Source organism: Streptomyces sp. NPDC047917 (assembly GCF_043204345.1).
GTDB lineage: Bacteria > Actinomycetota > Actinomycetes > Streptomycetales > Streptomycetaceae > Streptomyces > Streptomyces sanglieri.
Genome location: NZ_JBIDCA010000008.1, coordinates 130,729 through 151,002, shown reverse-complemented (window position 1 = coordinate 151,002; position 20,274 = coordinate 130,729). Strand labels below are relative to the sequence as shown.

Annotated in this window: 18 protein-coding genes; 10 read left to right on the top strand and 8 right to left on the bottom strand. The window is 71.2% G+C overall.

Going from position 1 to position 20,274, the window contains the following annotated elements; genetic code table 11:
* Nucleotides 1-189 precede the first annotated feature (189 nt).
* Nucleotides 190-1,323, bottom strand: a complete 1,134-nt coding sequence (locus ACGF8B_RS20685) for a LacI family DNA-binding transcriptional regulator (RefSeq protein WP_392740426.1) — start codon at nt 1,321-1,323, stop codon at nt 190-192.
* 130 nt (nt 1,324-1,453) lie between these two features.
* Between ACGF8B_RS20685 and ACGF8B_RS20680 the strand changes: the two genes are divergently transcribed.
* The 7 genes from ACGF8B_RS20680 (at nt 1,454) to ACGF8B_RS20650 (ending at nt 8,567) form a co-directional block, all read left to right on the top strand.
* Entirely contained in the window at nt 1,454-2,605 is a 1,152-nt protein-coding gene (locus ACGF8B_RS20680) for a Gfo/Idh/MocA family protein (RefSeq protein WP_392740423.1), read from the top strand.
* Nucleotides 2,606-2,648: 43 nt separating this feature from the next.
* Nucleotides 2,649-3,791, top strand: coding sequence for a dihydrodipicolinate synthase family protein (locus ACGF8B_RS20675; protein WP_392740421.1), 1,143 nt, complete (start codon nt 2,649-2,651; stop codon nt 3,789-3,791).
* Nucleotides 3,788-4,615, top strand: a complete 828-nt coding sequence (locus ACGF8B_RS20670; protein WP_392740418.1) for a sugar phosphate isomerase/epimerase family protein — start codon at nt 3,788-3,790, stop codon at nt 4,613-4,615. Before ACGF8B_RS20675 ends, ACGF8B_RS20670 begins: the two co-directional genes overlap by 4 nt.
* A 655-nt stretch (nt 4,616-5,270) precedes the next feature.
* On the top strand, nt 5,271-5,801 hold the full coding sequence (locus ACGF8B_RS20665; RefSeq protein WP_392740416.1) for a hypothetical protein: 531 nt from the start codon (nt 5,271-5,273) through the stop codon (nt 5,799-5,801).
* Between the two features lie 67 nt (nt 5,802-5,868).
* Entirely contained in the window at nt 5,869-6,714 is an 846-nt protein-coding gene (locus tag ACGF8B_RS20660; protein WP_392740414.1) for a DUF4097 domain-containing protein, read from the top strand.
* An 81-nt stretch (nt 6,715-6,795) separates the two neighbouring features.
* Nucleotides 6,796-7,788 carry an ATP-binding cassette domain-containing protein gene (locus ACGF8B_RS20655; RefSeq protein ID WP_392741016.1) on the top strand — a complete coding sequence of 331 codons (993 nt, stop codon included), beginning with the start codon at nt 6,796-6,798 and terminating at the stop codon, nt 7,786-7,788.
* Nucleotides 7,785-8,567 (top strand): ABC transporter permease, encoded by a 783-nt coding sequence (locus ACGF8B_RS20650; protein ID WP_392740411.1) that lies wholly within the window; start codon nt 7,785-7,787, stop codon nt 8,565-8,567. Before ACGF8B_RS20655 ends, ACGF8B_RS20650 begins: the two co-directional genes overlap by 4 nt.
* A 27-nt stretch (nt 8,568-8,594) precedes the next feature.
* On the opposite strand, the gene ACGF8B_RS20645 is transcribed toward ACGF8B_RS20650, so the two are convergent.
* Entirely contained in the window at nt 8,595-8,996 is a 402-nt protein-coding gene (locus tag ACGF8B_RS20645) for a winged helix-turn-helix transcriptional regulator (protein ID WP_392741014.1), read from the bottom strand.
* A gap of 126 nt (nt 8,997-9,122) precedes the next feature.
* On the opposite strand from ACGF8B_RS20645, the gene ACGF8B_RS20640 reads away from it, so the two are divergent.
* The 3 genes from ACGF8B_RS20640 (at nt 9,123) to ACGF8B_RS20630 (ending at nt 13,574) form a co-directional block, all read left to right on the top strand.
* Nucleotides 9,123-9,779, top strand: a complete 657-nt coding sequence (locus ACGF8B_RS20640) for an NAD(P)-dependent oxidoreductase (protein WP_392740408.1) — start codon at nt 9,123-9,125, stop codon at nt 9,777-9,779.
* A gap of 54 nt (nt 9,780-9,833) precedes the next feature.
* Complete coding sequence (locus ACGF8B_RS20635; RefSeq protein ID WP_392741013.1) at nt 9,834-12,155, top strand: ATP-dependent RecD-like DNA helicase; 2,322 nt, start codon at nt 9,834-9,836, stop codon at nt 12,153-12,155.
* Nucleotides 12,156-12,284: 129 nt separating this feature from the next.
* Nucleotides 12,285-13,574: a citrate synthase gene (locus tag ACGF8B_RS20630; RefSeq protein ID WP_093548651.1), complete on the top strand. Its 1,290-nt coding sequence runs from the start codon at nt 12,285-12,287 to the stop codon at nt 13,572-13,574.
* Between the two features lie 549 nt (nt 13,575-14,123).
* On the opposite strand, the gene ACGF8B_RS20625 is transcribed toward ACGF8B_RS20630, so the two are convergent.
* From ACGF8B_RS20625 to ACGF8B_RS20600, 6 genes are all read right to left on the bottom strand, one after another.
* Nucleotides 14,124-16,559 (bottom strand): heavy metal translocating P-type ATPase, encoded by a 2,436-nt coding sequence (locus ACGF8B_RS20625; RefSeq protein WP_392740404.1) that lies wholly within the window; start codon nt 16,557-16,559, stop codon nt 14,124-14,126.
* A gap of 118 nt (nt 16,560-16,677) precedes the next feature.
* Nucleotides 16,678-16,986, bottom strand: a complete 309-nt coding sequence (locus ACGF8B_RS20620) for a heavy-metal-associated domain-containing protein (protein WP_392740401.1) — start codon at nt 16,984-16,986, stop codon at nt 16,678-16,680.
* A 103-nt stretch (nt 16,987-17,089) separates the two neighbouring features.
* Nucleotides 17,090-18,094 (bottom strand): PrsW family intramembrane metalloprotease, encoded by a 1,005-nt coding sequence (locus tag ACGF8B_RS20615; RefSeq protein WP_392740398.1) that lies wholly within the window; start codon nt 18,092-18,094, stop codon nt 17,090-17,092.
* A 177-nt stretch (nt 18,095-18,271) separates the two neighbouring features.
* The gene (locus tag ACGF8B_RS20610) at nt 18,272-18,469 is read right to left on the bottom strand and encodes a helix-turn-helix transcriptional regulator (RefSeq protein ID WP_392740396.1); all 198 of its coding nucleotides are present in this window, start codon (nt 18,467-18,469) and stop codon (nt 18,272-18,274) included.
* 300 nt (nt 18,470-18,769) lie between these two features.
* On the bottom strand, nt 18,770-19,198 hold the full coding sequence (locus ACGF8B_RS20605; protein ID WP_392740393.1) for a peptidoglycan-binding protein: 429 nt from the start codon (nt 19,196-19,198) through the stop codon (nt 18,770-18,772).
* Nucleotides 19,199-19,301: 103 nt separating this feature from the next.
* Nucleotides 19,302-20,252: a sugar phosphate isomerase/epimerase family protein gene (locus ACGF8B_RS20600; RefSeq protein WP_392740391.1), complete on the bottom strand. Its 951-nt coding sequence runs from the start codon at nt 20,250-20,252 to the stop codon at nt 19,302-19,304.
* Between the last annotated feature and the right edge of the window lie 22 nt (nt 20,253-20,274).

The following is a 20,274-nucleotide window of genomic DNA, read 5'->3' as shown; positions in this document are numbered from 1 at the left end:
CGGAACGGGCCCGGCTCGCCCCTGCCGGGTGGGCGGGTACGGGTCCGGCGCACCCCCGCCCGGAGGGGTGGAGCGGGTCCGGCGCACCCCCGCCGGGCGGGCGGGTACGGGCTCGGCGGGGGTGCCCCGCCGGGCGGGCGGGTACGGACCCGGCGCACCCCCGCCCGGGGCCGGGTCACGGGCTGCTGATCAGGTCCGGGGCGGTGCCGTCGACCCCCGCACCATCAGCTCCGCCGCGATCGTCGCGATGCCCCCGGGCGGCGGGGTCTCCTTGCCCATCGCGAGCCGGCCCGCGCGGGCGCCCGCCTCGAAGAGCGGCAGCCGTACGGTCGTCAGCGCCGGGACCGCGTCCACCGAGAACGGCAGGTCGTCGAAGCCCGCCACCGAGATGTCCTCGGGGATGCGCAGCCCCCGGTCCCGGACGGCCGCGCACGCGCCCAGCGCCACCGTGTCGTTGGCCGCGACGATCGCCGTCACCTCCGGCTCGCGGCGCAGGAGTTCGAGGGTGGCGTCGTACCCGGAGCGACGGTCGTAGGGGCCGTGGACGGTGAGACGCTCCTCGTCGTACCCGTCGCCGGGGAGCCCTGCCGTGCCCGTACCCCCGCCGGGGAGCCCTGCCGTACCCGTACCCCCGCCGAGGAGCCCCGCCGCCCGCATCGCGTCGCGGTGGCCCTCCAGTCGGTGGCGGGTCGTGGTGCGCTCCAGGGGGCCCGCGACATAGCCGATCCGCCGGTGGCCGAGCGAGAGCAGGTGCTCGGTGAGGCGACGCCCGCCGCCCCGGTTGTCGAAGGCCAGCGCGGCCACGACCGCCTCGCCGTCCGGCAGCGGGGGCCGGCCGCACAGCACCACCCGGGTGCCCGCGTCCGCGAGCTTGGCCAGCTTGGCGGACACCGCCGCCTGGTGCACCGGGTCCTCCACCGCGCCTCCGGTCAGGACGACGGCCGCGGCGCGCTGGCGCTGGAGCAGGGTGAGATAGGTCAGTTCGCGCTCGGGGGAGCCGCCGGTGTTGCAGACCACCGCGAGCTTCTCGCCGCCCGCCCGCCCCGAACCGTCGCCCGGCCCGCCGATCTCGGTCTGCGCCGCGCCCGCCATGATCCCGAAGAACGGGTCCGCGATGTCGTTGACCAGGATGCCGACCAGGTCGGAGGTGGCCGCCGCGAGCGAGCTGGCCGGCCCGTTGAGCACATAGTCCAGATCGTCCACCGCGCGCAGGACCCGTTCACGGGTGGACGCGGCCACCGGGTAGTTGCCGTTGAGCACGCGGGAGACGGTGGCCGGCGACACCCGGGCGCGGGCCGCCACATCCGCCAGGGTGACTGTCATCGCTTTCCTCCGAGGAGTGACAAGGAGTGAGTGGAGTTATCAGCGCGCCCCCTCTTGTCCGGGCCGCTGTCGGCAGGCTAGCGTCATACCGTATAGAAAGCGCTTGCTACGGCTGTATGGAGGAAGTTTCGTGACACGCAGGACAGTGCGCATCGCCATGAACGGCGTCACGGGTCGCATGGGATACCGGCAGCACCTGGTGCGCTCGATCCTCGCGATCCGCGAGCAGGGCGGCCTCGACCTCGGCAACGGCGACGTGCTGTGGCCCGAGCCCGTGCTGGTCGGCCGCCGCGCCCATGCGCTGGAGGAGCTCGCCGCGCAGCACGGCCTGACCGAGTGGTCGACCGACCTCGACGCGGTCCTCGCCGACGACACCATCGACATCTACTTCGACGCCCAGGTCACCTCGGCCCGGGTGGACGCGATCAAGAAGGCGATCGCGGCGGGCAAGCACATCTACACCGAGAAGCCCACCGCCACCGACGTCGAGGGCGCCCTGGAGCTGGCCCGGCTGGCCCGCGAGGCCGGGATCAAGCACGGCGTCGTCCAGGACAAGATCTTCCTGCCGGGCCTGCTGAAGCTGAAGCGCCTCATCGACGGCGGCTTCTTCGGCGAGATCCTCTCCGTGCGCGGCGAGTTCGGCTACTGGGTCTTCGAGGGCGACTGGCAGGAGGCCCAGCGCCCGTCCTGGAACTACCGCGCGGAGGACGGCGGCGGCATCGTCGTCGACATGTTCCCGCACTGGGAGTACGTGCTCCACGAGCTGTTCGGCCGGGTCTCCACCGTCCAGGCGCACGTCCAGACGCACATCCCGCAGCGCTGGGACGAGCAGGGCAAGCCCTACGCCGCGACCGCCGACGACGCCGCGTACGGCACCTTCCAGCTGGAGAGCGGCGCCATCGCGCAGATCAACTCCTCCTGGACGGTCCGGGTCAACCGCGACGAGCTGGTCGAGTTCCAGGTCGACGGAACGCACGGCTCGGCCGTCGCCGGCCTGCGCAACTGCCGGGTCCAGCACCGCTCGGCCACCCCCAAGCCGGTCTGGAACCCCGACCTCCCGGTCACCGAGTCCTTCCGCGACCAGTGGCAGGAAGTCCCCGACAACGCGGTCTTCGACAACGGCTTCAAGGCCCAGTGGGAGCTCTTCCTGCGCCACATCGTCCTCGACGAGCCGTACACCTGGGACCTGATGGCCGGCGCCCGCGGCGTGCAGCTCGCCGAGCTGGGCCTGAAGTCCCACGCGGAGGGCCGCCGACTCGACGTCCCGGAGCTGTCCCTGTGACCGCCCACCCCGTACACGTACGGCGCATCGGAGCTGATCTGAGTTGACCATCCACCTCCCGCAGGGCCCGTACGAGCCCCGCACCACCCCGCTCGACCTCGGGCGCGGCGGCAGCCCGCTCGCCTCCCGCACGGTCTTCTCGGCGGCCCACGTCGTCGCCGACCCGTACGCCGACATCAGCCCCGACTCGCCGGCCGCCGTCGACTGGGACGCCACCCTCGCCTTCCGCCGCCACCTCTGGTCGCACGGCCTCGGCGTCGCGGAGGCGATGGACACCGCCCAGCGCGGCATGGGCCTGGACTGGGCCGGTGCCGCCGAGCTGATCCGCCGCTCCGCCGCCGAGGCGAAGTCGGTCGGCGGCCGCATCGCCTGCGGCGTCGGCACCGACCAGCTCACCGGCCCGGCCACCCTCGCCGAGGTCCGCGCCGCGTACGAGGAGCAGCTCGCGCTCGTCGAGGAGAGCGGCGCCCAGGCCATCCTGATGGCCTCCCGCGCGCTCGCCGCGGCGGCGAAGGGGCCCGAGGACTACCTGGAGACGTACGCGCACCTGCTGCGCCAGGCATCGGAGCCGGTCGTCCTGCACTGGCTGGGCCCGATGTTCGACCCCGCGCTGGACGGCTACTGGGGCTCCTCGGACCTCGACACCGCCACCGCTACGTTCCTGAAGGTCATCGCGGAACACCCGGACAAGGTCGACGGCATCAAGATCTCCCTCCTCGACGCGGAGCGCGAGATCGACGTCCGCCGACGGCTGCCGGGCGGGGTGCGCTGCTACACCGGCGACGACTTCAACTACCCCGAGCTGATCGCGGGCGACGACCAGGGATTCAGCCACGCCCTGCTCGGCATCTTCGACCCGCTGGGCCCGCTGGCCGCGCACGCGGTACGGGTCCTCGACACGGGTGACACCCAGGGTTTCCGCGACCTCCTCGACCCCACGGTCGAGCTGTCCCGGCACCTCTTCCAGGCGCCCACCCGGTTCTACAAGACGGGCGTGGTGTTCCTCGCCTGGCTGGCCGGCCACCAGGACCACTTCACGATGGTCGGCGGCCTCCAGTCCGCCCGCTCGCTGCCGCACCTGGCCAAGGCGTACGAACTCGCGGACCGGCTGGGCCTGTTCCCCGACCCGGAGCTGGCCGAATCCCGGATGCGCGCCCTGCTCGCCGTCAATGGAGGCACCCGATGAGCGACGGCCGTCTCTCCATCAACCAGGAGACCATCAAGCAGTGGTCGCTGCCCGAGCTGGCCGAGGGCTGCGCCAAGGCGGGCATCGACAAGGTCGGCCTGTGGCGGGCCCCCGTCCAGGCGTACGGCGTCGAGCGCACCGCCCGGCTCCTCGCCGATTCCGGCCTGTCCGTCACCAGCCTGTGCCGCGGCGGCTTCTTCACCGCACTGGACCCGGCGGAACGGGCCCGTGCCCTGGACGACAACCGCGCCGCGGTCGACGAGGCGGCGGGACTGTCCACCGACACCCTGGTCCTGGTCTCCGGCGGTCTCCCCGAGGGAAGCAAGGACCTGCGCGGCGCCCGTGAGCGGATCGCCGACGCGCTCGCCGAGCTGGCCCCGTACGCGGCCGAACGTGGCGTACGCCTGGCCATCGAACCGCTGCACCCGATGTTCGCCTCGGACCGCTGCGTGGTCTCCACGCTGTCCCAGGCACTGGACATCGCGGAACGCTTCCCGGCCGACCAGGTGGGCGTGGTCGTCGACACGTACCACATCTGGTGGGACGACCAGGCGCCCGCGCAGATCGCCCGCGCCGGTGCGGGCGGCCGGATCCACTCCTTCCAGCTGGCCGACTGGATCACCCCGCTCCCGGCGGGCGTTCTGCTCGGCCGGGGTCAACTCGGCGACGGAGCGGTGGACTTCCGTGCCTTCCGCTCCCTGGTCGAGGCCGCCGGCTTCGACGGCCCGATCGAGGTGGAGATCTTCAACGAGTCCCTCTGGGCCCGGGACGGCGCCGAAGTCCTCGCGGAGGTGGCCGCCCGGTACGCCGAGCACGCCTGCTGACAAGGCTCTTTGCCACCAAGGCAAAGAGATCGTCAAGGCGTGCAACCGTTTGGCGCCCGACCGAGTCGTATCTGGCGTCGGGTGCTTCCGGGGAGGGATCTGGGGGGATCAGGAAGCCTCGACGTTGGGGGAAAGCGAGGGGGCCCGGTCGTTTCGACCGGGCCCGTTTCGTTTTCCGGGAGCTCCGGTGCCGGAGGCGGCGGCATCGGCTGCTCGATTCCGTCGACGGCCCCGAGGAACTGCGGCGTGGCCCGGGGCCGCCCCGCGCCGGGGCCGGCCGTCATCCCTGCACCGGACTCACAGGTCTCTGACAAGTGCGGGCCAGTCCGGGACGCGTCCGTCCCCGACGCGTGGAGCACAGCAGCCCGGTCGCGGGTGGCACCCCGCGGCGCCGCGTCGCTGCCCGTGGCACCTCGGGGCGCCGCAAAGCACCCGGTGACACCTTGCGGCGCCGCGTGGCACCCACATGACGCCTAGTGGCACCGCGTGGTGCCACTGGAGGTGCCAGAGGGGCCAGGTCCCCTCGTGGTGCCGTATTGGCGCAACGTGGGTGTCGTCGCGTTTTTGCAGGTCAGGGCCGTTGGACGAGAGGTAGCCCGGAATTGCTCCCCGTGCGGGGTTGCGGGTGGCGCCACTGTGGTGCCACTATGGCGTCATGGACCTCACGCCGTATGTCGACAACCTCCGCCGCGAACTCGCGGTGGCCGCCGAAGCCGGCGGCGAAGAAGCCCGCGAGCTGGCCGAGCGGCTCACCGCTCCGCTGGAGTCGGCGACCCGCCTGACGATGCTCAACGTGCTCTCCGCCGCGATGGACGAGATCACTCGTGAACTCGCCCCCGGCTCGGTCGACGTACGGCTGCGCGGGCTCGACCCCGACTTCGTGGTGACGAAGCCGGCGGGCGAGGAGGTGCCCGAGGAGCGGAGCGCGCCCGCCGAGCCGCTCAGGACCCCGGCCCCGGCGCCCGCCGACGGTGACGAGGGCGGCACCGCCCGCGTCAATCTGCGGCTGCCCGCCCACCTCAAGGCGCGCGCCGAGGAGGCCGCGAACCGCGAGGGCCTCTCGGTCAACGCGTGGCTGGTGCGAGCCGTGTCGGCCGCGGTCGACGGCGGAGACCGGCCGCGTACCACGGAGAAGACCCGCACCACCCGCAGTTACGGACAGAGCTTCACGGGCTGGGTGCGCTGAGCGCGCACCCGACCCTGCCTGAATTCAACCGGAATTTCACCCTGAGACCCAAGAGGACGGGACAGCCATGCCTTCTTTCAACACGCCCCAGCCGATCTCCGTGACCGCCAATGTGGAGGCCGGATCCATCCGGTTCGTCGCCACCGACCGGCCCGACACCGTCGTCGAGGCGCGGCCCCGCGACCCGAAGAAGGACCAGGACGTGCGGGCGGCCGAGCAGACCGAAGCCACCTGTGCGGGCGGTCTGCTGACCGTCAGGACGCCCAAGGGGCGCCGCCTCGTCGGACCCTCCGGCGCCGTCGACGTGACGGTCGAACTGCCCGCGGGCTCGCAGGTGGAGGTGACCGGCGCCTGGGCCCAGGTGCAGGGCGAGGGCCGGCTCGGCGAGGTCCGGGTGAAGACCTCCGTGGGGGACGTACGCCTCGACACCACCGGTCCGCTGACGCTCGCCACGTCGCACGGCTCGATCGCCGTGGACCGGGTCGAGGGCCGGGCCGAGGTCACCACCAGCACCGGCAATGTGCGCGTCGGCTTCGTGGACGGACCCGCCGTCCTGAAGAACGCGAACGGCACCACGACCGTCGGCACCGTGACCGGCGAACTGCGGGTGGGCGGCGCCAACGGCAGCATCGACATCGCGCGTGCCGAGGCGTCGGTCACCGGCACCGCGACCAACGGACTGCTGCGCGTCGCCGACGTCGCCCGTGGCGAAGTCCAGCTGGAGACCTCCAACGGCTCCATCGAGATCGGCATCCGCGAGGGCGCCGCCGCCTGGCTCGACGTCAGCTCCAACCGCGGACAGGTGCGCAACTCGCTCGCCGCGTCCGGGGCCCCCGAACAGGCCGAGGACTCCGTCAAGGTCCGCGCGCGGACCAACTGGGGCAACATCGACATCCTCCGCGCCAAGGCCTGACCCGCTCAAGCAGTCGGCAGATCACTCCACTTCACCGCTCGGCACGCCTTCCAGGGGGAGGACCCCATGTCTTTTTCTGTCATGCCCACGCCAAGGATTGACGGCGGGCAGCCGCCCGCCCTCGCCGTCTCCACCGCCGACCTGCGCAAGTCGTACGGCGACAAGACCGTCCTCGACGGCATCGATCTGCGGATCCCCTCCGGCACCGTGTTCGCCCTGCTCGGGCCGAACGGCGCCGGCAAGACCACCACCGTGCAGATCCTGTCCACGCTCATCGCCGCCGACGGCGGGCTGGCCCAGGTCGCGGGCCACGACGTCGCCACGGCGCCGGACGGGGTGCGCGCCGCGATCGGCGTCACCGGACAGTTCGCCGCACTGGACGATCTGCTCACCGCCGAGGAGAACCTGCTTCTCATGGCCGACCTGCTGCACCTCGGCAAGCGCGAAGGGCGCAAGCGGGCCAAGGAGTTGCTGGAGCGGTTCGACATCGCGGACGTCGCGGACAAGCGCGCCGCGTTCTTCTCCGGCGGCATGCGGCGCCGGCTCGACCTCGCCATGACGCTGGTCGGCGACCCGCAGGTGATCTTCCTGGACGAGCCGACGACCGGCCTGGACCCGCGCAGCCGCCGCACCATGTGGGAGACCGTGCGTTCACTGGTCGCCGGGGGCGTCACCGTCTTCCTCACCACGCAGTACCTGGAGGAGGCGGACCAGCTGGCGGACCGGATCGCGGTGCTCGACGGCGGGCGGATCGTCGCCGAAGGCACCGCCGCCGAACTCAAGGCACAGATCCCCGGCAGCCACGTACGGCTGCGGTTCACCGACCTCGACGAGTACGAGCGCGCGGCCGCCGCCTTCCCCGGCGCGGCCCGCGACGACGAGGAGCTCGCCCTGCGCGTGGCGAGCGACGCCGGCATGGAGGCGCTGCGCGCCCTGTTCGACCAGCTGGACGCGGCCGGAGTGCGGGCCGCCGACTTCTCCGTGCACACCCCCGACCTCGACGACGTCTTCCTCGCCCTGACCGGCGACGGCAGCGCCGACACCGCGCTCCACGTGAAGGAGACCCTGCGATGAGCACCCTCACCTACGCCGTGCACGACTCGACGACGATGCTGCGGCGCAACCTCAAGCACGCGCTGCGCTACCCGGCGGTGTCCCTGGGCCCCGTCATGACACCCATCCTGATGCTGCTGCTGTTCGTGTACGCCTTCGGGGACTCGATCGGCGCCGGAATGGGCGGCGGCCGGGACGCGTACCTGGAGTATCTGACGCCCGGCGTCATCATCATGGGCGTGGCGGCCGGGGCGATGTCGACCTCGATCGCGGTCTGCACCGACATGACCGAAGGCATCATCAACCGCTTCCGCACCATGAACATCTCGCGCTCGTCGTTCATGACGGGGCATGTCGTCGGCAGCGTCCTCACCACCCTGGTGAGCCTCGTCCTCGTCGTGGGCGTCGCCCTCGCCCTCGGCTTCCGCTCCGCGGCGAGCCCGCTGGAGTGGCTCGCCGCCGCCGGCCTGCTCGCGGCCATCACCTTCGCCGTCACCTGGCTGTCCTGCGCCCTCGGCCTGATCTCCAAGACCGTGGAGTCCGCGAGCAACAAGCCACTGCTCGTCCAGTTCCTGCCCTTCCTCGGCTCGGCGTTCGTACCGGCCGACTCGATGTCCCCGGGCCTGCGCTGGTTCGCCGAGTACCAGCCCTTCACCCCGATGACCGAGACCCTGCGCGGCCTGCTCTCCGGCTCGGAGATCGGCAACAACGGCTGGATCTCACTGGCCTGGTGCGCCGGCATCACCCTGGTCGGCTACCTCTGGTCGCGCTCGCTCTTCAACAGCAGCACCAAGCGCTGAACACCGCCACGACCGAGGGCGGGGTGCTCACCCACCGGCAGCGAGCCGGCCGGGAGCGAGCGCCCCGCCCTCGTCGGTCACCGGCCCGGGGACGAGGTTCTCGTACGCCTCCCTCGCGTCGATCAGCTCCGGCAGATGCTCCGCCGCCCACGCACAACAGGCGGCCATCGGTGCGAGCAATGAGCGGCCCAGGGCACTCAGTTCGTAGTCCACCCGCGGTGGGATCCCGCCACGGACGGTACGGATGACGAGGCCGTCCCGCTCCATCGACCGCAGTGTCTCGGTCAGCACCTTCGGCGTGATGCCGCGCAGCGGGACCTCCAGTTCACTGAAGCGCCGGGGCCCGGACTCCAGGCACCGGATGATCCTCGGGGTCCACTTGCCGCCGATCCGGAACGGCGAGGGGGCATGGGAGCAGCCCGTGAACATTTCGGGATCAAGTGGTTGGCTCACGTCGGCGAGCGTACGTAACTATCGTTGCGGAAACCATGGGGTGCGGGGCTAGCGTCCGCCGTACCGGCCCGCGGAGCGCGGGCCTCGGCGAGGGGAACTCCCATGAGCAGCAGGATCGTTGTCTTCGGGGCCGGCGGGCGGGCCGGCCGGCGCGCGGTCGCCGAGGCGGTGGCCCGCGGGCACCGGGTCACCGCGGTGGTGCGGGACGCCGACAAGTACCGGGATCTGGCCGGTGACGGTGTGAGCGTGGTCGCCGGTGACGTCACCGTGGCGGACAGCGTCGCGGAGCTCGCGGCGGGACACGACGCGGCGATCGGTGCGGCCGGCCGGCTCGACGTGCCGTCGGAGGAGTTCTACGTGGGCGCGGCCCACGCGCTGCTGGACGGCCTGGCCCGTGCCGGGGTCGGCCGGCTGGTCCTGGTCGGGATCGGCTCCACGCTGGAGACCGCACCCGGGGTGGTCGTCCACGACGCCCCCGGCTTCCCCGAAGAGGCACGGGCCTTCTCGCTGGGCCACACCGCGGAACTCGACGTGCTCCGCGCCGCCGAGACGGACATCGACTGGGTCGTCATCGCGCCGCCGCCCGTACTCCTCGACAACGAGGCGCCGCGGACCGGCCGCTACCGGACGGGGGACCACCGGGTACTGCCGGTCACCGACGGCGTGTCCGCCTTCTCCTACGCGGACCTGGCGGTCGCGCTCGTCGACGAGATCGAGGCACCGAAGCACCACCGGTCGCTCACCGCGGTGGCCGGCTGACCGCACCGGCACGGGCTGTCGGACCCGCCCGGTACCGTCACGGGTATGGCCACCATGTCCTCCACGACCTCCTCCACACCCAACATGGCCGTCCTCGAAGGTGTGCTGGAGCGCATCACCTACGCCAACGAGGAGAACGGATACACGGTCGCGCGCGTCGACACCGGTCGCGGTGCCAACGACCTGCTCACCGTGGTCGGTTCGCTGCTCGGTGCGCAGCCGGGGGAATCGCTGCGCATGGAAGGCCGCTGGAGCTCGCACTCGCAGTACGGCAAGCAGTTCACCGTCGAGAACTACACGACGATCCTGCCCGCCACCATCCAGGGCATCCGCCGCTACCTCGGCTCCGGGCTGATCAAGGGCATCGGCCCGGTGATGGCCGACCGGATCACCACCCACTTCGGCGTCGACACCCTCGACATCATCGAGAACGAACCGAAGCGGCTCGTCGAGGTCCCCGGCCTCGGCCCCAAGCGCACGAAGATGATCGCGGCCGCCTGGGAGGAGCAGAAGGCGATCAAGGAGGTGATGGTCTTCCTCCAGGGCGTCGGCGTCTCCACCTCCATCGCCGTCCGTATCTACAAGAAGTACGAGGACGCCTCGATCTCCGTCGTGAAGAACCAGCCCTACCGGCTGGCCGCCGACGTCTGGGGCATCGGTTTCCTCACCGCCGACAAGATCGCCCAGGCGGTCGGCATCCCGCACGACAGCCCGGAGCGGGTCAAGGCCGGGCTCCAGTACGCGCTGTCGCAGTCCACCGACCAGGGGCACTGCTTCCTCCCCGAGGAGCGGCTGATCGCGGACGGGGTGAAGCTGCTCCAGGTCGACACCGGCCTGGTCATCGAGTGTCTCGCCGAACTGGCCGAGGACCCGGAGGGTGTCGTACGGGAGAAGGTGCCGTCGCCCGAGGGCGGTGAACTCGTCACCGCCATCTACCTCGTGCCGTTCCACCGTGCCGAGGTCGCCCTCGCCGCCCAGGTGCAGCGGCTGCTGCGGACGCCCGAGGAGCGGATGCCGGCCTTCGCGGACGTGGACTGGGACAAGGCGCTGGCCTGGCTCGGTACGCGTACGGGGGCGAAGCTGGCGCCCGAGCAGGAGGCGGCGGTCCGGCTCGCGCTCAGCCGGAAGGTCGCGGTGCTGACCGGCGGGCCCGGCTGCGGGAAGTCGTTCACCGTCCGGTCGATCGTGGAGCTGGCGCGGGCCAAGAAGGCCAAGGTGGTGCTGGCCGCGCCGACCGGGCGGGCGGCCAAGCGGCTCTCCGAGCTGACCGGCGCCGAGGCGTCCACCGTGCACCGGCTGCTCGAACTGAAGCCGGGCGGCGACGCCGCGTACGACCGGGACCGTCCGCTGGACGCCGATCTGGTGGTCGTCGACGAGGCGTCGATGCTCGATCTGCTGCTCGCCAACAAGCTGCTGAAGGCGGTGGCACCCGGTGCCCATCTGCTGCTCGTCGGCGACGTCGACCAGCTGCCCTCGGTCGGCGCGGGGGAGGTGCTGCGCGATCTGCTCGCCGACGGCAGCCCCGTTCCCGCGGTCCGGCTCACCACGATCTTCCGCCAGGCCCAGCAGTCCGGCGTCGTCACCAACGCACACCGGATCAACTCCGGCATTCCGCCCCTCACTCAGGGCCTCAAGGACTTCTTTCTCTTCGTGGAGGACGAGACGGAGGACGCCGGAGTGCTCGCGGTGGATGTGGCGGCCCGCCGCATTCCGGCCAAGTTCGGGCTGGACGCGCGCCGGGACGTGCAGGTCCTCGCCCCGATGCACCGCGGCCCGGCCGGTGCGGGCACGCTCAACGGACTCCTCCAGCAGGCCATCACCCCGGCCCGCCCCGACCTCCCCGAGAAGCGGTTCGGCGGCCGGGTCTTCCGGGTCGGCGACAAGGTCACCCAGATCCGCAACAACTACGACAAGGGGGAGAACGGCGTCTTCAACGGCACGGTCGGCGTCGTCACCGCCCTCGACCTGGACGAACAGACGCTCACGGTGCTCACCGACGAGGACGAGGAGATCGGCTACGACTTCGACGAGCTCGACGAGCTGGCCCACGCGTACGCCATGACGATCCACCGCTCCCAGGGCAGCGAGTACCCGGCCGTCGTGATCCCCGTGACGAAGAGCGCCTGGATGATGCTCCAGCGGAACCTGCTGTACACCGCCGTGACCAGGGCCAAGAAGCTCGTCGTGCTGGTCGGCTCACGGCAGGCGATCGGCCAGGCGGTCCGCACGGTTTCCGCAGGCAGACGCTGTACGGCGCTGGATTACCGGCTGTCGGGGGGCTCGGGCGGAGGATCGGCGGAAAAAATGATCGATCAAATCGGTGGGAAACATCACGCAGCCCTTCCGGAACCGGAACCGAGGGGGCAGGATGAGTAAGTTCGCGGCACTCAGTGCCGCGAGTAGGTCCAATGGACGACCCCGAGTGCACTCTCCTGAGCCAAATGGGGGAGGGTGGAGACAGTCAGGGAACCTCGAAGAAGAGGCACTACGTCGGTGAGGGATGACGTGAGCGACAACTCTGTAGTACTGCGGTACGGCGACGGCGAGTACACCTACCCGGTGATCGACAGCACCGTCGGCGACAAGGGCTTCGACATCGGGAAGCTCCGGGCCAATACCGGTCTGGTGACACTGGACAGCGGATACGGCAACACCGCAGCCTATAAATCCGCCATCACCTACCTCGACGGTGAGCAGGGCATTCTCCGCTACCGCGGCTACCCCATCGAGCAGCTCGCCGAGCGCTCGACGTTCCTGGAGGTCGCGTACACGCTCATCAACGGCGAGCTTCCCAAGGTCGACGAGCTGTCGACCTTCAAGAACGAGATCACCCAGCACACGCTGCTGCACGAAGACGTCAAGCGTTTCTTCGACGGCTTCCCGCGCGACGCCCACCCGATGGCCATGCTGTCCTCGGTCGTCAGCGCGCTGTCCACGTTCTACCAGGACAGCCACAACCCGTTCGACGAGGAGCAGCGCCACCTCTCGACGATCCGGCTGCTGGCCAAGCTGCCGACGATCGCGGCGTACGCCTACAAGAAGTCGATCGGCCACCCCTTCGTCTACCCGCGCAACGACCTCGGGTACGTCGAGAACTTCCTGCGCATGACCTTCTCGGTCCCGGCCCAGGAGTACGACCTGGACCCGGTCGTCGTCTCCGCGCTCGACAAGCTGCTCATCCTGCACGCGGACCACGAGCAGAACTGTTCGACCTCCACCGTGCGTCTGGTCGGCTCCTCGCAGGCGAACATGTTCGCCTCGATCTCCGCCGGCATCTCGGCGCTGTGGGGTCCGCTGCACGGTGGCGCCAACCAGTCGGTGCTGGAGATGCTGGAAGGCATCCAGGCCAACGGCGGCGACGTCGACTCCTTCATCCGCAAGGTGAAGAACAAGGAGGACGGCGTCCGCCTGATGGGCTTCGGCCACCGGGTGTACAAGTCCTTCGACCCGCGCGCCAAGATCATCAAGGCCGCCGCCCACGACGTGCTGTCCGCGCTCGGCAAGTCCGACGAGCTGCTCGACATCGCGCTGAAGCTGGAGGAGCACGCGCTCTCCGACGAGTACTTCGTCTCGCGCAACCTCTACCCGAACGTGGACTTCTACACGGGTCTGATCTACCGGGCCATGGGCTTCCCGACCGAGATGTTCACCGTGCTCTTCGCGATCGGCCGGCTCCCCGGCTGGATCGCCCAGTGGCACGAGATGATCAAGGAGCCGGGTTCCCGCATCGGCCGCCCGCGCCAGATCTACACCGGCGAGGTCCTGCGCGACTTCGTCCCGGTCGAGGGCCGCTGAACCTCGTAACACCCCCCGCACGACCCCGGCCACCGAGGCCGGTCGACTTCGCCCCGCGTACCGCGCTTTCGCACAGAGCGCGGTGTCCGGGGCGATTTGCGTGCCCGGTGCGTCCGGTGCGCCACGGACCGGCGAGCGGTCCGCGCACGGGCCGGCGCACGGTCTGCCGGCAGGGCAGAAAGAAGCGCCTCGCCATCGATCCCCCCACGGGCCGACAGCGAGGCGCTTCCCATGTCCCGGAGCGGATTCCCCCCACGGGATCCGGCCGGGCGTCTGTGGGAGCCGAAGCTCCTGCGTTCCTCACCGCTGCGCACTGCGTGCGCTGCGCTCTTCAGTTGTCCTTCCGGTGCGATCTGCCGGGGTACGTACGCACGGGAGGGCCGCTCAAAGCTCCCCGGTGCACGTGCCCCGGCCAACGCTTGCCCGCAGCGTCCCCCAAGACGCTCCGACGGACGTCCCCCAAGACATCCTTGGCATCGCACTCTTAGACTCACGAACCCGCCGGATGGTTACCCCGAAATCCATGTGATCTGGATCTCTTTGTGGAAATTACGTGAAGGCGCGCAACCGGAGGCTGTTCGTCACGACGAAGACCGATGAGAACGCCATCGCCGCTCCCGCAATCATAGGGTTGAGCAGGCCAAATGCCGCAAGGGGCAGGGCGGCTGTGTTATAGCCGAATGCCCAGAAAAGGTTGCCTTTGATCGTGGTCAGAGTGCGCCTGGAGAGCCGGATCGCGTCCACGGCCACCTTGAGATCTCCACGAACCAGTGTGAGGTCGCTCGCCTCGATCGCGGCGTCCGTGCCGGTCCCCATCGCCAGCCCGAGGTCCGCGGTGGCGAGGGCGGCCGCGTCGTTGACCCCGTCCCCGACCATGGCGACGGAGCGCCCACGGGCCCGCAGCCCCTCGATGACGTGCACCTTTTCCTCGGGGAGCACCTCGGCGTGGACCTCGTCGATCCCGACGGTACGGGCCACGGCCTCGGCCACGGCACGGTTGTCACCGGTCAGCAGAACGGGATGGAGGCCGAGCGCGCGGAACTCGGCGACCGCCTCCGCGCTGGAGTCCTTGATCCTGTCGGCCACCGCGAGGACGCCGCGTGCCTTTCCGTCCCAGGCGACCACGACCGCGGTACGGCCCTCGGCCGCCGCGTCCGTGACGGCGCCGGACAGGGCCTCGGGGATGTCGATGCCCGCGTCGGCGAGCAGTTGCGGACGGCCGACGAGGACGGTGTGGCCCTCGACGACGCCCTGGACGCCGAGTCCGGCGATGTTGGTGAAGTCCTCGGGGGTGGGCAGGGGTGCGCCGGTGCGTTCGGCGGCTCCGGCGGCGACGGCCTGGGCGATGGGGTGTTCGGAGGAGTGTTCCAGTGCTCCCGCGAGCCGGAGCACGTCGGTTTCGTCGGTGTCTTCGGCGGTGTGGATGTCGAGGAGGGTCATCCGGCCGGTGGTGACGGTGCCGGTCTTGTCGAGGACGATCGTGTCGACGCGGCGGGTGGTCTCCAGGACTTCGGGGCCCTTGATCAGGATGCCGAGCTGGGCGCCGCGTCCGGTGCCGACCATGAGGGCGGTGGGGGTGGCCAGGCCCAGGGCGCAGGGGCAGGCGATGATCAGTACGGCCACCGCCGCGGTGAACGCGGCGGTCACGTCGTCCGTGACGAGCAGCCATGCGATCAGGGTGACGAGCGCGATCAGCAGCACCACGGGTACGAAGACGGCGGCGATCCGGTCGGCGAGGCGCTGCACCTCGGCCTTGCCGTTCTGGGCGTCCTCGACGAGCTTCGCGATCCTGGCGAGCTGGGTGTCGGCGCCGACCCGGGTGGCCTCGACGACGAGCCGGCCGGAGGTGTTGACGGTGGCCCCGGTGACGGAGTCGCCGACCCCGGCCTCCACGGGGACCGACTCACCGGTCAGCATCGACGCGTCCACGGCCGAGGCACCCTCGACGACGGTGCCGTCGGTGGCGATCTTCTCGCCGGGGCGGACCACGAAGCGGTCCCCGACGGCGAGCCGGGCGACGGGGACGCGTACCTCCGTGCCGTCCCGGAGCAGGGAGACGTCCCTGGCACCCAGGTGCATCAGCGCGCGCAGGGCGGCACCGGCCTTCCGCTTGGACCTCGCCTCCAGATAGCGGCCCAGCAGGATGAAGGTGACGACGCCGGCCGCGACCTCCAGATAGATGGTCGAGGAGGCCCCGTCGCGCGAGACGGTGAAGTCGAAGCCGTGCCGCATCCCCGTCATGCCCGCGTCGCCGAGGAAGAGCGCCCACAGCGACCAGCCGAAGGCGGCGAGGGTGCCGATCGAGACCAGGGTGTCCATGGTGGCCGCGCCGTGCCGGAGGTTGGTCCAGGTCGCGCGGTGGAAGGGCAGCCCGCCCCAGACGACGACGGGGGCGGCGAGGGTGAGCGAGAGCCACTGCCAGTTGTCGAACTGGAGGGCCGGGACCATCGCGAGCAGGACGACGGGGGTGGCGAGGACGGCCGAGACGATCAGACGCTGCCGCAGTGGGGCGAGAGCCGGGCCGGCGTCCTGGTGTTCGGAAGCGCTCGTGCCGGCACCGACGCTGGCACCGTTGCTGGTGCTGGTGCTGGTGCTGGTGCTGGTGTCGGCGCGGTGCGTGGCCCGGTCTCCGGTGTCGGTGCGGTGCGTGACCCGGTCGTCGGTGTCGGTGCGGGCTCGGGCAGTCGAGGCCGACGGTGGCGGAGTCGGTGGTGGGGTGGGCGCGGGCGGTTCGGGGCGGCGCACCGGCTGCGCGGTGTAGCCGGTCCTCTCGACCGTGGCGATCAGATCCGCGAGGCCGGTCCCCGGCCCGAAGGCCACCTTGGCCTTCTCGGTCGCGTAATTGACGGTGGCGGTGACACCGTCCATCCGGTTGAGCTTCTTCTCGACGCGGGCCGCGCAGGAGGCGCAGGTCATCCCGCCGATCGTGAGCTCGGCGGTCGAGTCCTCCGCCGTCCGGGCCTCGGTCTCCGCTGTGCTGTGCATGTCCGAACTCCTGAAATGCCGACCGGGCCGTACTCCACCAGTATCTGCTGGCAGGTCCGGCCCGGCGGCACAGAGGGGGCGCGGGTGCGCCCGGTGCAGCGGGTGCTGCCGACGGTGTTCAGGCCCGGCCGACGAGCTCGTAGCCGGCCTCGTCGACGGCGGCGCGCACGGCGTCGTCGGCCAGCGGGGCCGCCGAGACGACGGTCACCTGGCCGGTGGAGGCCACGGCCTTCACCGAGGTGACACCCTCGATGCCGGAGATCTCCTCGGAGACGGCGCCCTCGCAGTGCCCACAGGTCATGCCGGACACCTGGTAGACGGTGGTCACCCCGCCCTCCTGGGCGGCGGCGCCCGCGCCGTCGTGGCAGGAGCCGCTGGGCGAGCAGCAGGAGCCGGTGGCCTGGGGGAGCTGGGTCTCGGCGGTCATGGTGTTCTCCTCTTCGACGAGCACAAAGGGTGAGGGGTACAGAAGGCGGTGCGTCGGGAACTCCGGGAGCCCGGTGCGCCCCGACACGCTTCACACTATACCCCTAGGGGGTATGAATGCGAGCGGGTGGCCGTCCGTCCGCTCCGGCGTCCCGTGCGCCGCGCGCCAGTGACCGCAGCCAGGCCAGTGCGACGAGCGTGATCACGACCAGGCCGCCGATGGAGAAGGCGGTGAACAGGTGCCGCTGCTCGTCGGTGGGGGCCGGGATGTATCCCTGCGCGAAGAGCGCACGGCTCAGACCCGTGTCGGTGACCCTGGCCACCAGCCAGATCGCGATGCCGTGCATCGAGTCCCAGAGCGAGTGCAGCACGGCGACTCCGAGATATGTGCCGATCACGGGCGCGGCGAGGCGGAAACGCCCGTTCGGCTTCCGGAACGAGAGCAGTACGCCACCGGCGATCGCGGTCCAGAGCCCGTGCCCGAACGGCGCGAGCACCCCGCGCAGCACCTCGGTCTCCAGCAGTGCGCGCAGGTCGATGCCCTTCATGGTGACGGCGGCGTTGAAGGCGTAGCCGGCGCTCTCGAACGCGGCGAACCCGAATCCCACCGTCGCGCCCAGCACCAGCCCGGCCCGCATGCCGTGGACGCCGGGGTGGCGGCGGAGCACGAACATCAGCGCCAGGAGCTTCACGGCCTCCTCGATCAGTCCGACGCCCAGGAACATCCAGAGGGACGGGTGCAGCAGGTAGGACTCCATGAGGGAGGCGCCGAGCACGCCCAGGATCCCGCCCGTCAGGAAGCAGCCGGGGATGAGGCTCGCGCCGAGGTCGCGGCCGTGCCGCTCGTACGCCCACAGCACGAAGACGGCCGGGACCAGGAAGCTGCCGAGCAGGATGAGGGTCGGCAGCAGGGTGGTGTTCCGGGTGGTGTACGTGACAACCGCGGTCAGCAGCCAGAGGGCGATGCCGCCCCACAGGCACCGCTTCCAGAGCCCCGGACGCGGCTGCGGCGGAGCCGGTGGGGGCGGGGCGTGCCCGGGGGCGGGCCCCGGCCGGCCGGTGGAAGAGGCGGCGGACGGCGGACCGGCGGGGTCGCTGTACCAATTCACACGGACTCCCTCTGCGTCTCGCGTGCACGTCGCACATATCTGGTGATTCGTCCGACCCTATGGCGTATGACGCCGTGCGGCATTCGGGCGAGGCGAGGTGGGGAGGGGGAGACGGCGAGGGGGGACTCCCGTACGGCGGCGAGCGCTCCCGCCCGCCGCCGTACGGGAGTGGGGGCGTCAGGCCCCGCGCCCCCGGTTGCCGGGTCTTGAGGCGACCCAGGCGCGGACGGTGTCCGCGTACCAGTAGGGCCTGCCGCTCTCCACCCGGTCGGGCGCCGGGAGGAGGCCGCGCTTGCGGTAGGAGCGGACGGTGTCCGGCTGCACCTGGATGTGCGCGGCGATGTCCTTGTAGGACCAGAGCCTTCCGTCCGTCATGAGTGACACCTCTCTGCACCGCAGCGGCGGCCCGGAAGGCCGCCGGGGGAGCTGCGCGCCGCTGACGATCACTCAGCCGGCGCCCGGTGCAACGACATCGGACGGACTCGGGGGAGCGGCTGTCGACCCCCTGTGACCGAACGGCAGCGAAATGGTGACATCGGTGACGAGGGGGTGAACTTCCGGACAGAAGGCGCCGCACGGTGTTCAGGGGCACCGCACGGCGTTCGGGAGAGGCCCACGCGGTGTTCAGGGGCACCGCACGGTGCTCAGGAGGGGCCTGCGGAGGGAGCGGGCGCGCTACGGGAAGGGCAGCGGGGTCACACGGTTCGGTCCCGCGTGCCAGAGCGCCGACCAGGTGGCCCCGTCGACCCGGCCGTCCGGCACCAGCGGCGGGTGGTCCGCCTGGAAGCGCTGCACGGCGACGAGCGTCTCGGCCCCGAACGTCCCGTCGACCGCGGACCACCGCAGATAGTGACGGTTGGCCAGCAGGCACTGCACCTGGGAGACCGGCTCCCCCTGCTCGCCGAAGGCGGTCGGCCGATCGCCGTCGTAGAAGGCGCAGACCGGGCTGGAGCCGGGCGGCGGTGCCGGGTTGCCCGTGCCGTCGGCCGAGGCTCCCGGCGCCGAGGCGAGGGCGGCGACCAGGGCGACCGAGGTCAGGGCGGCCGCGGTCAGTGCCGGGGCGGTGACCGTCCCGAGGGGCGGCAGCGACTTACGGAGGATCATGGCGAACTGCTCCTTGTGCGGTGGTGTGGCGTACGGCGGAGGGACGCGACCGGGGCCGCGCCCCGGCCTCTCACCGAGGACAACACCGCACACCGCCGCTACGTCACGTCCCCGGACCGCTCGGCGTGTCCGGCCCCCGCCCCGGACCCCCGCAGGAGCGGAGGAAGTCCCGGGTGCGGCGGGCGATCGGGAACGGTTTGTCGGGCGGGCACGGGTACATGTCCTGCTCGACGACGGCGAACAGGTCGACGCCCAGCCCGCGGGCGGCGGCCAGCACGGGTTCCAGCGCGGGCACCCCGCCCGGTGGTTCGCACATCACACCGCGCGCCACGGCCGGGCCGAACGGCACCTCGTCCGCCACCACCCGGGCCAGGACCTCCGGGTCGACCTGCTTGAGGTGCAGATAGCCGATCCGCTCGCCGTAGGTCTCGATCAGCTTGACGCTGTCGCCGCCGCAGTAGGCGTAGTGCCCGGTGTCGAGGCACAGCGAGACGAGGTCCGGATCGGTGGCGTCGAGGAAGCGGGCGACGTTCTCCTCGGTGTCGATGTGGGTGTCGGCATGCGGATGGACGACGATGCGCAGCCCGAAGCGGTCCAGCACCTCGCGGCCCAGCCGCTCCGTCTGGGTGGTGAGATCGCGCCACTGCCGCGCGGTGAGGCCGCGGTCCTCCAGTACCTCGCCCGTGCGGTCGTCGCGCCAGAACGAGGGAATGACCACCAGATGCCCGGCGCCCATCGCCCGGGTGAGTGCCGCGATGTCGGCGACATGCGCCCAGGTCCGGTCCCAGACACCCGGCCCGTGGTGCAATCCGGTGAAGACGGTCCCGGCCGAGACCGAGAGCCCCCGGCGGCGGGTCTCGTCGGCGAGGCGGACCGGGTCGGTCGGGAGGTAGCCGTACGGGCCCAGCTCGATCCACTCGTAACCCGCCGCGGAGACCTCGTCGAGGAAGCGACGCCAGGGCACTTGACGCGGATCGTCGGGGAACCACACCCCCCACGAGTCGGGTGCCGAACCGATGCGGATACGGGACGGGGCCACTGCGGAGGAGGTCATGCCGTCCAGGGTTCCGGCCGGG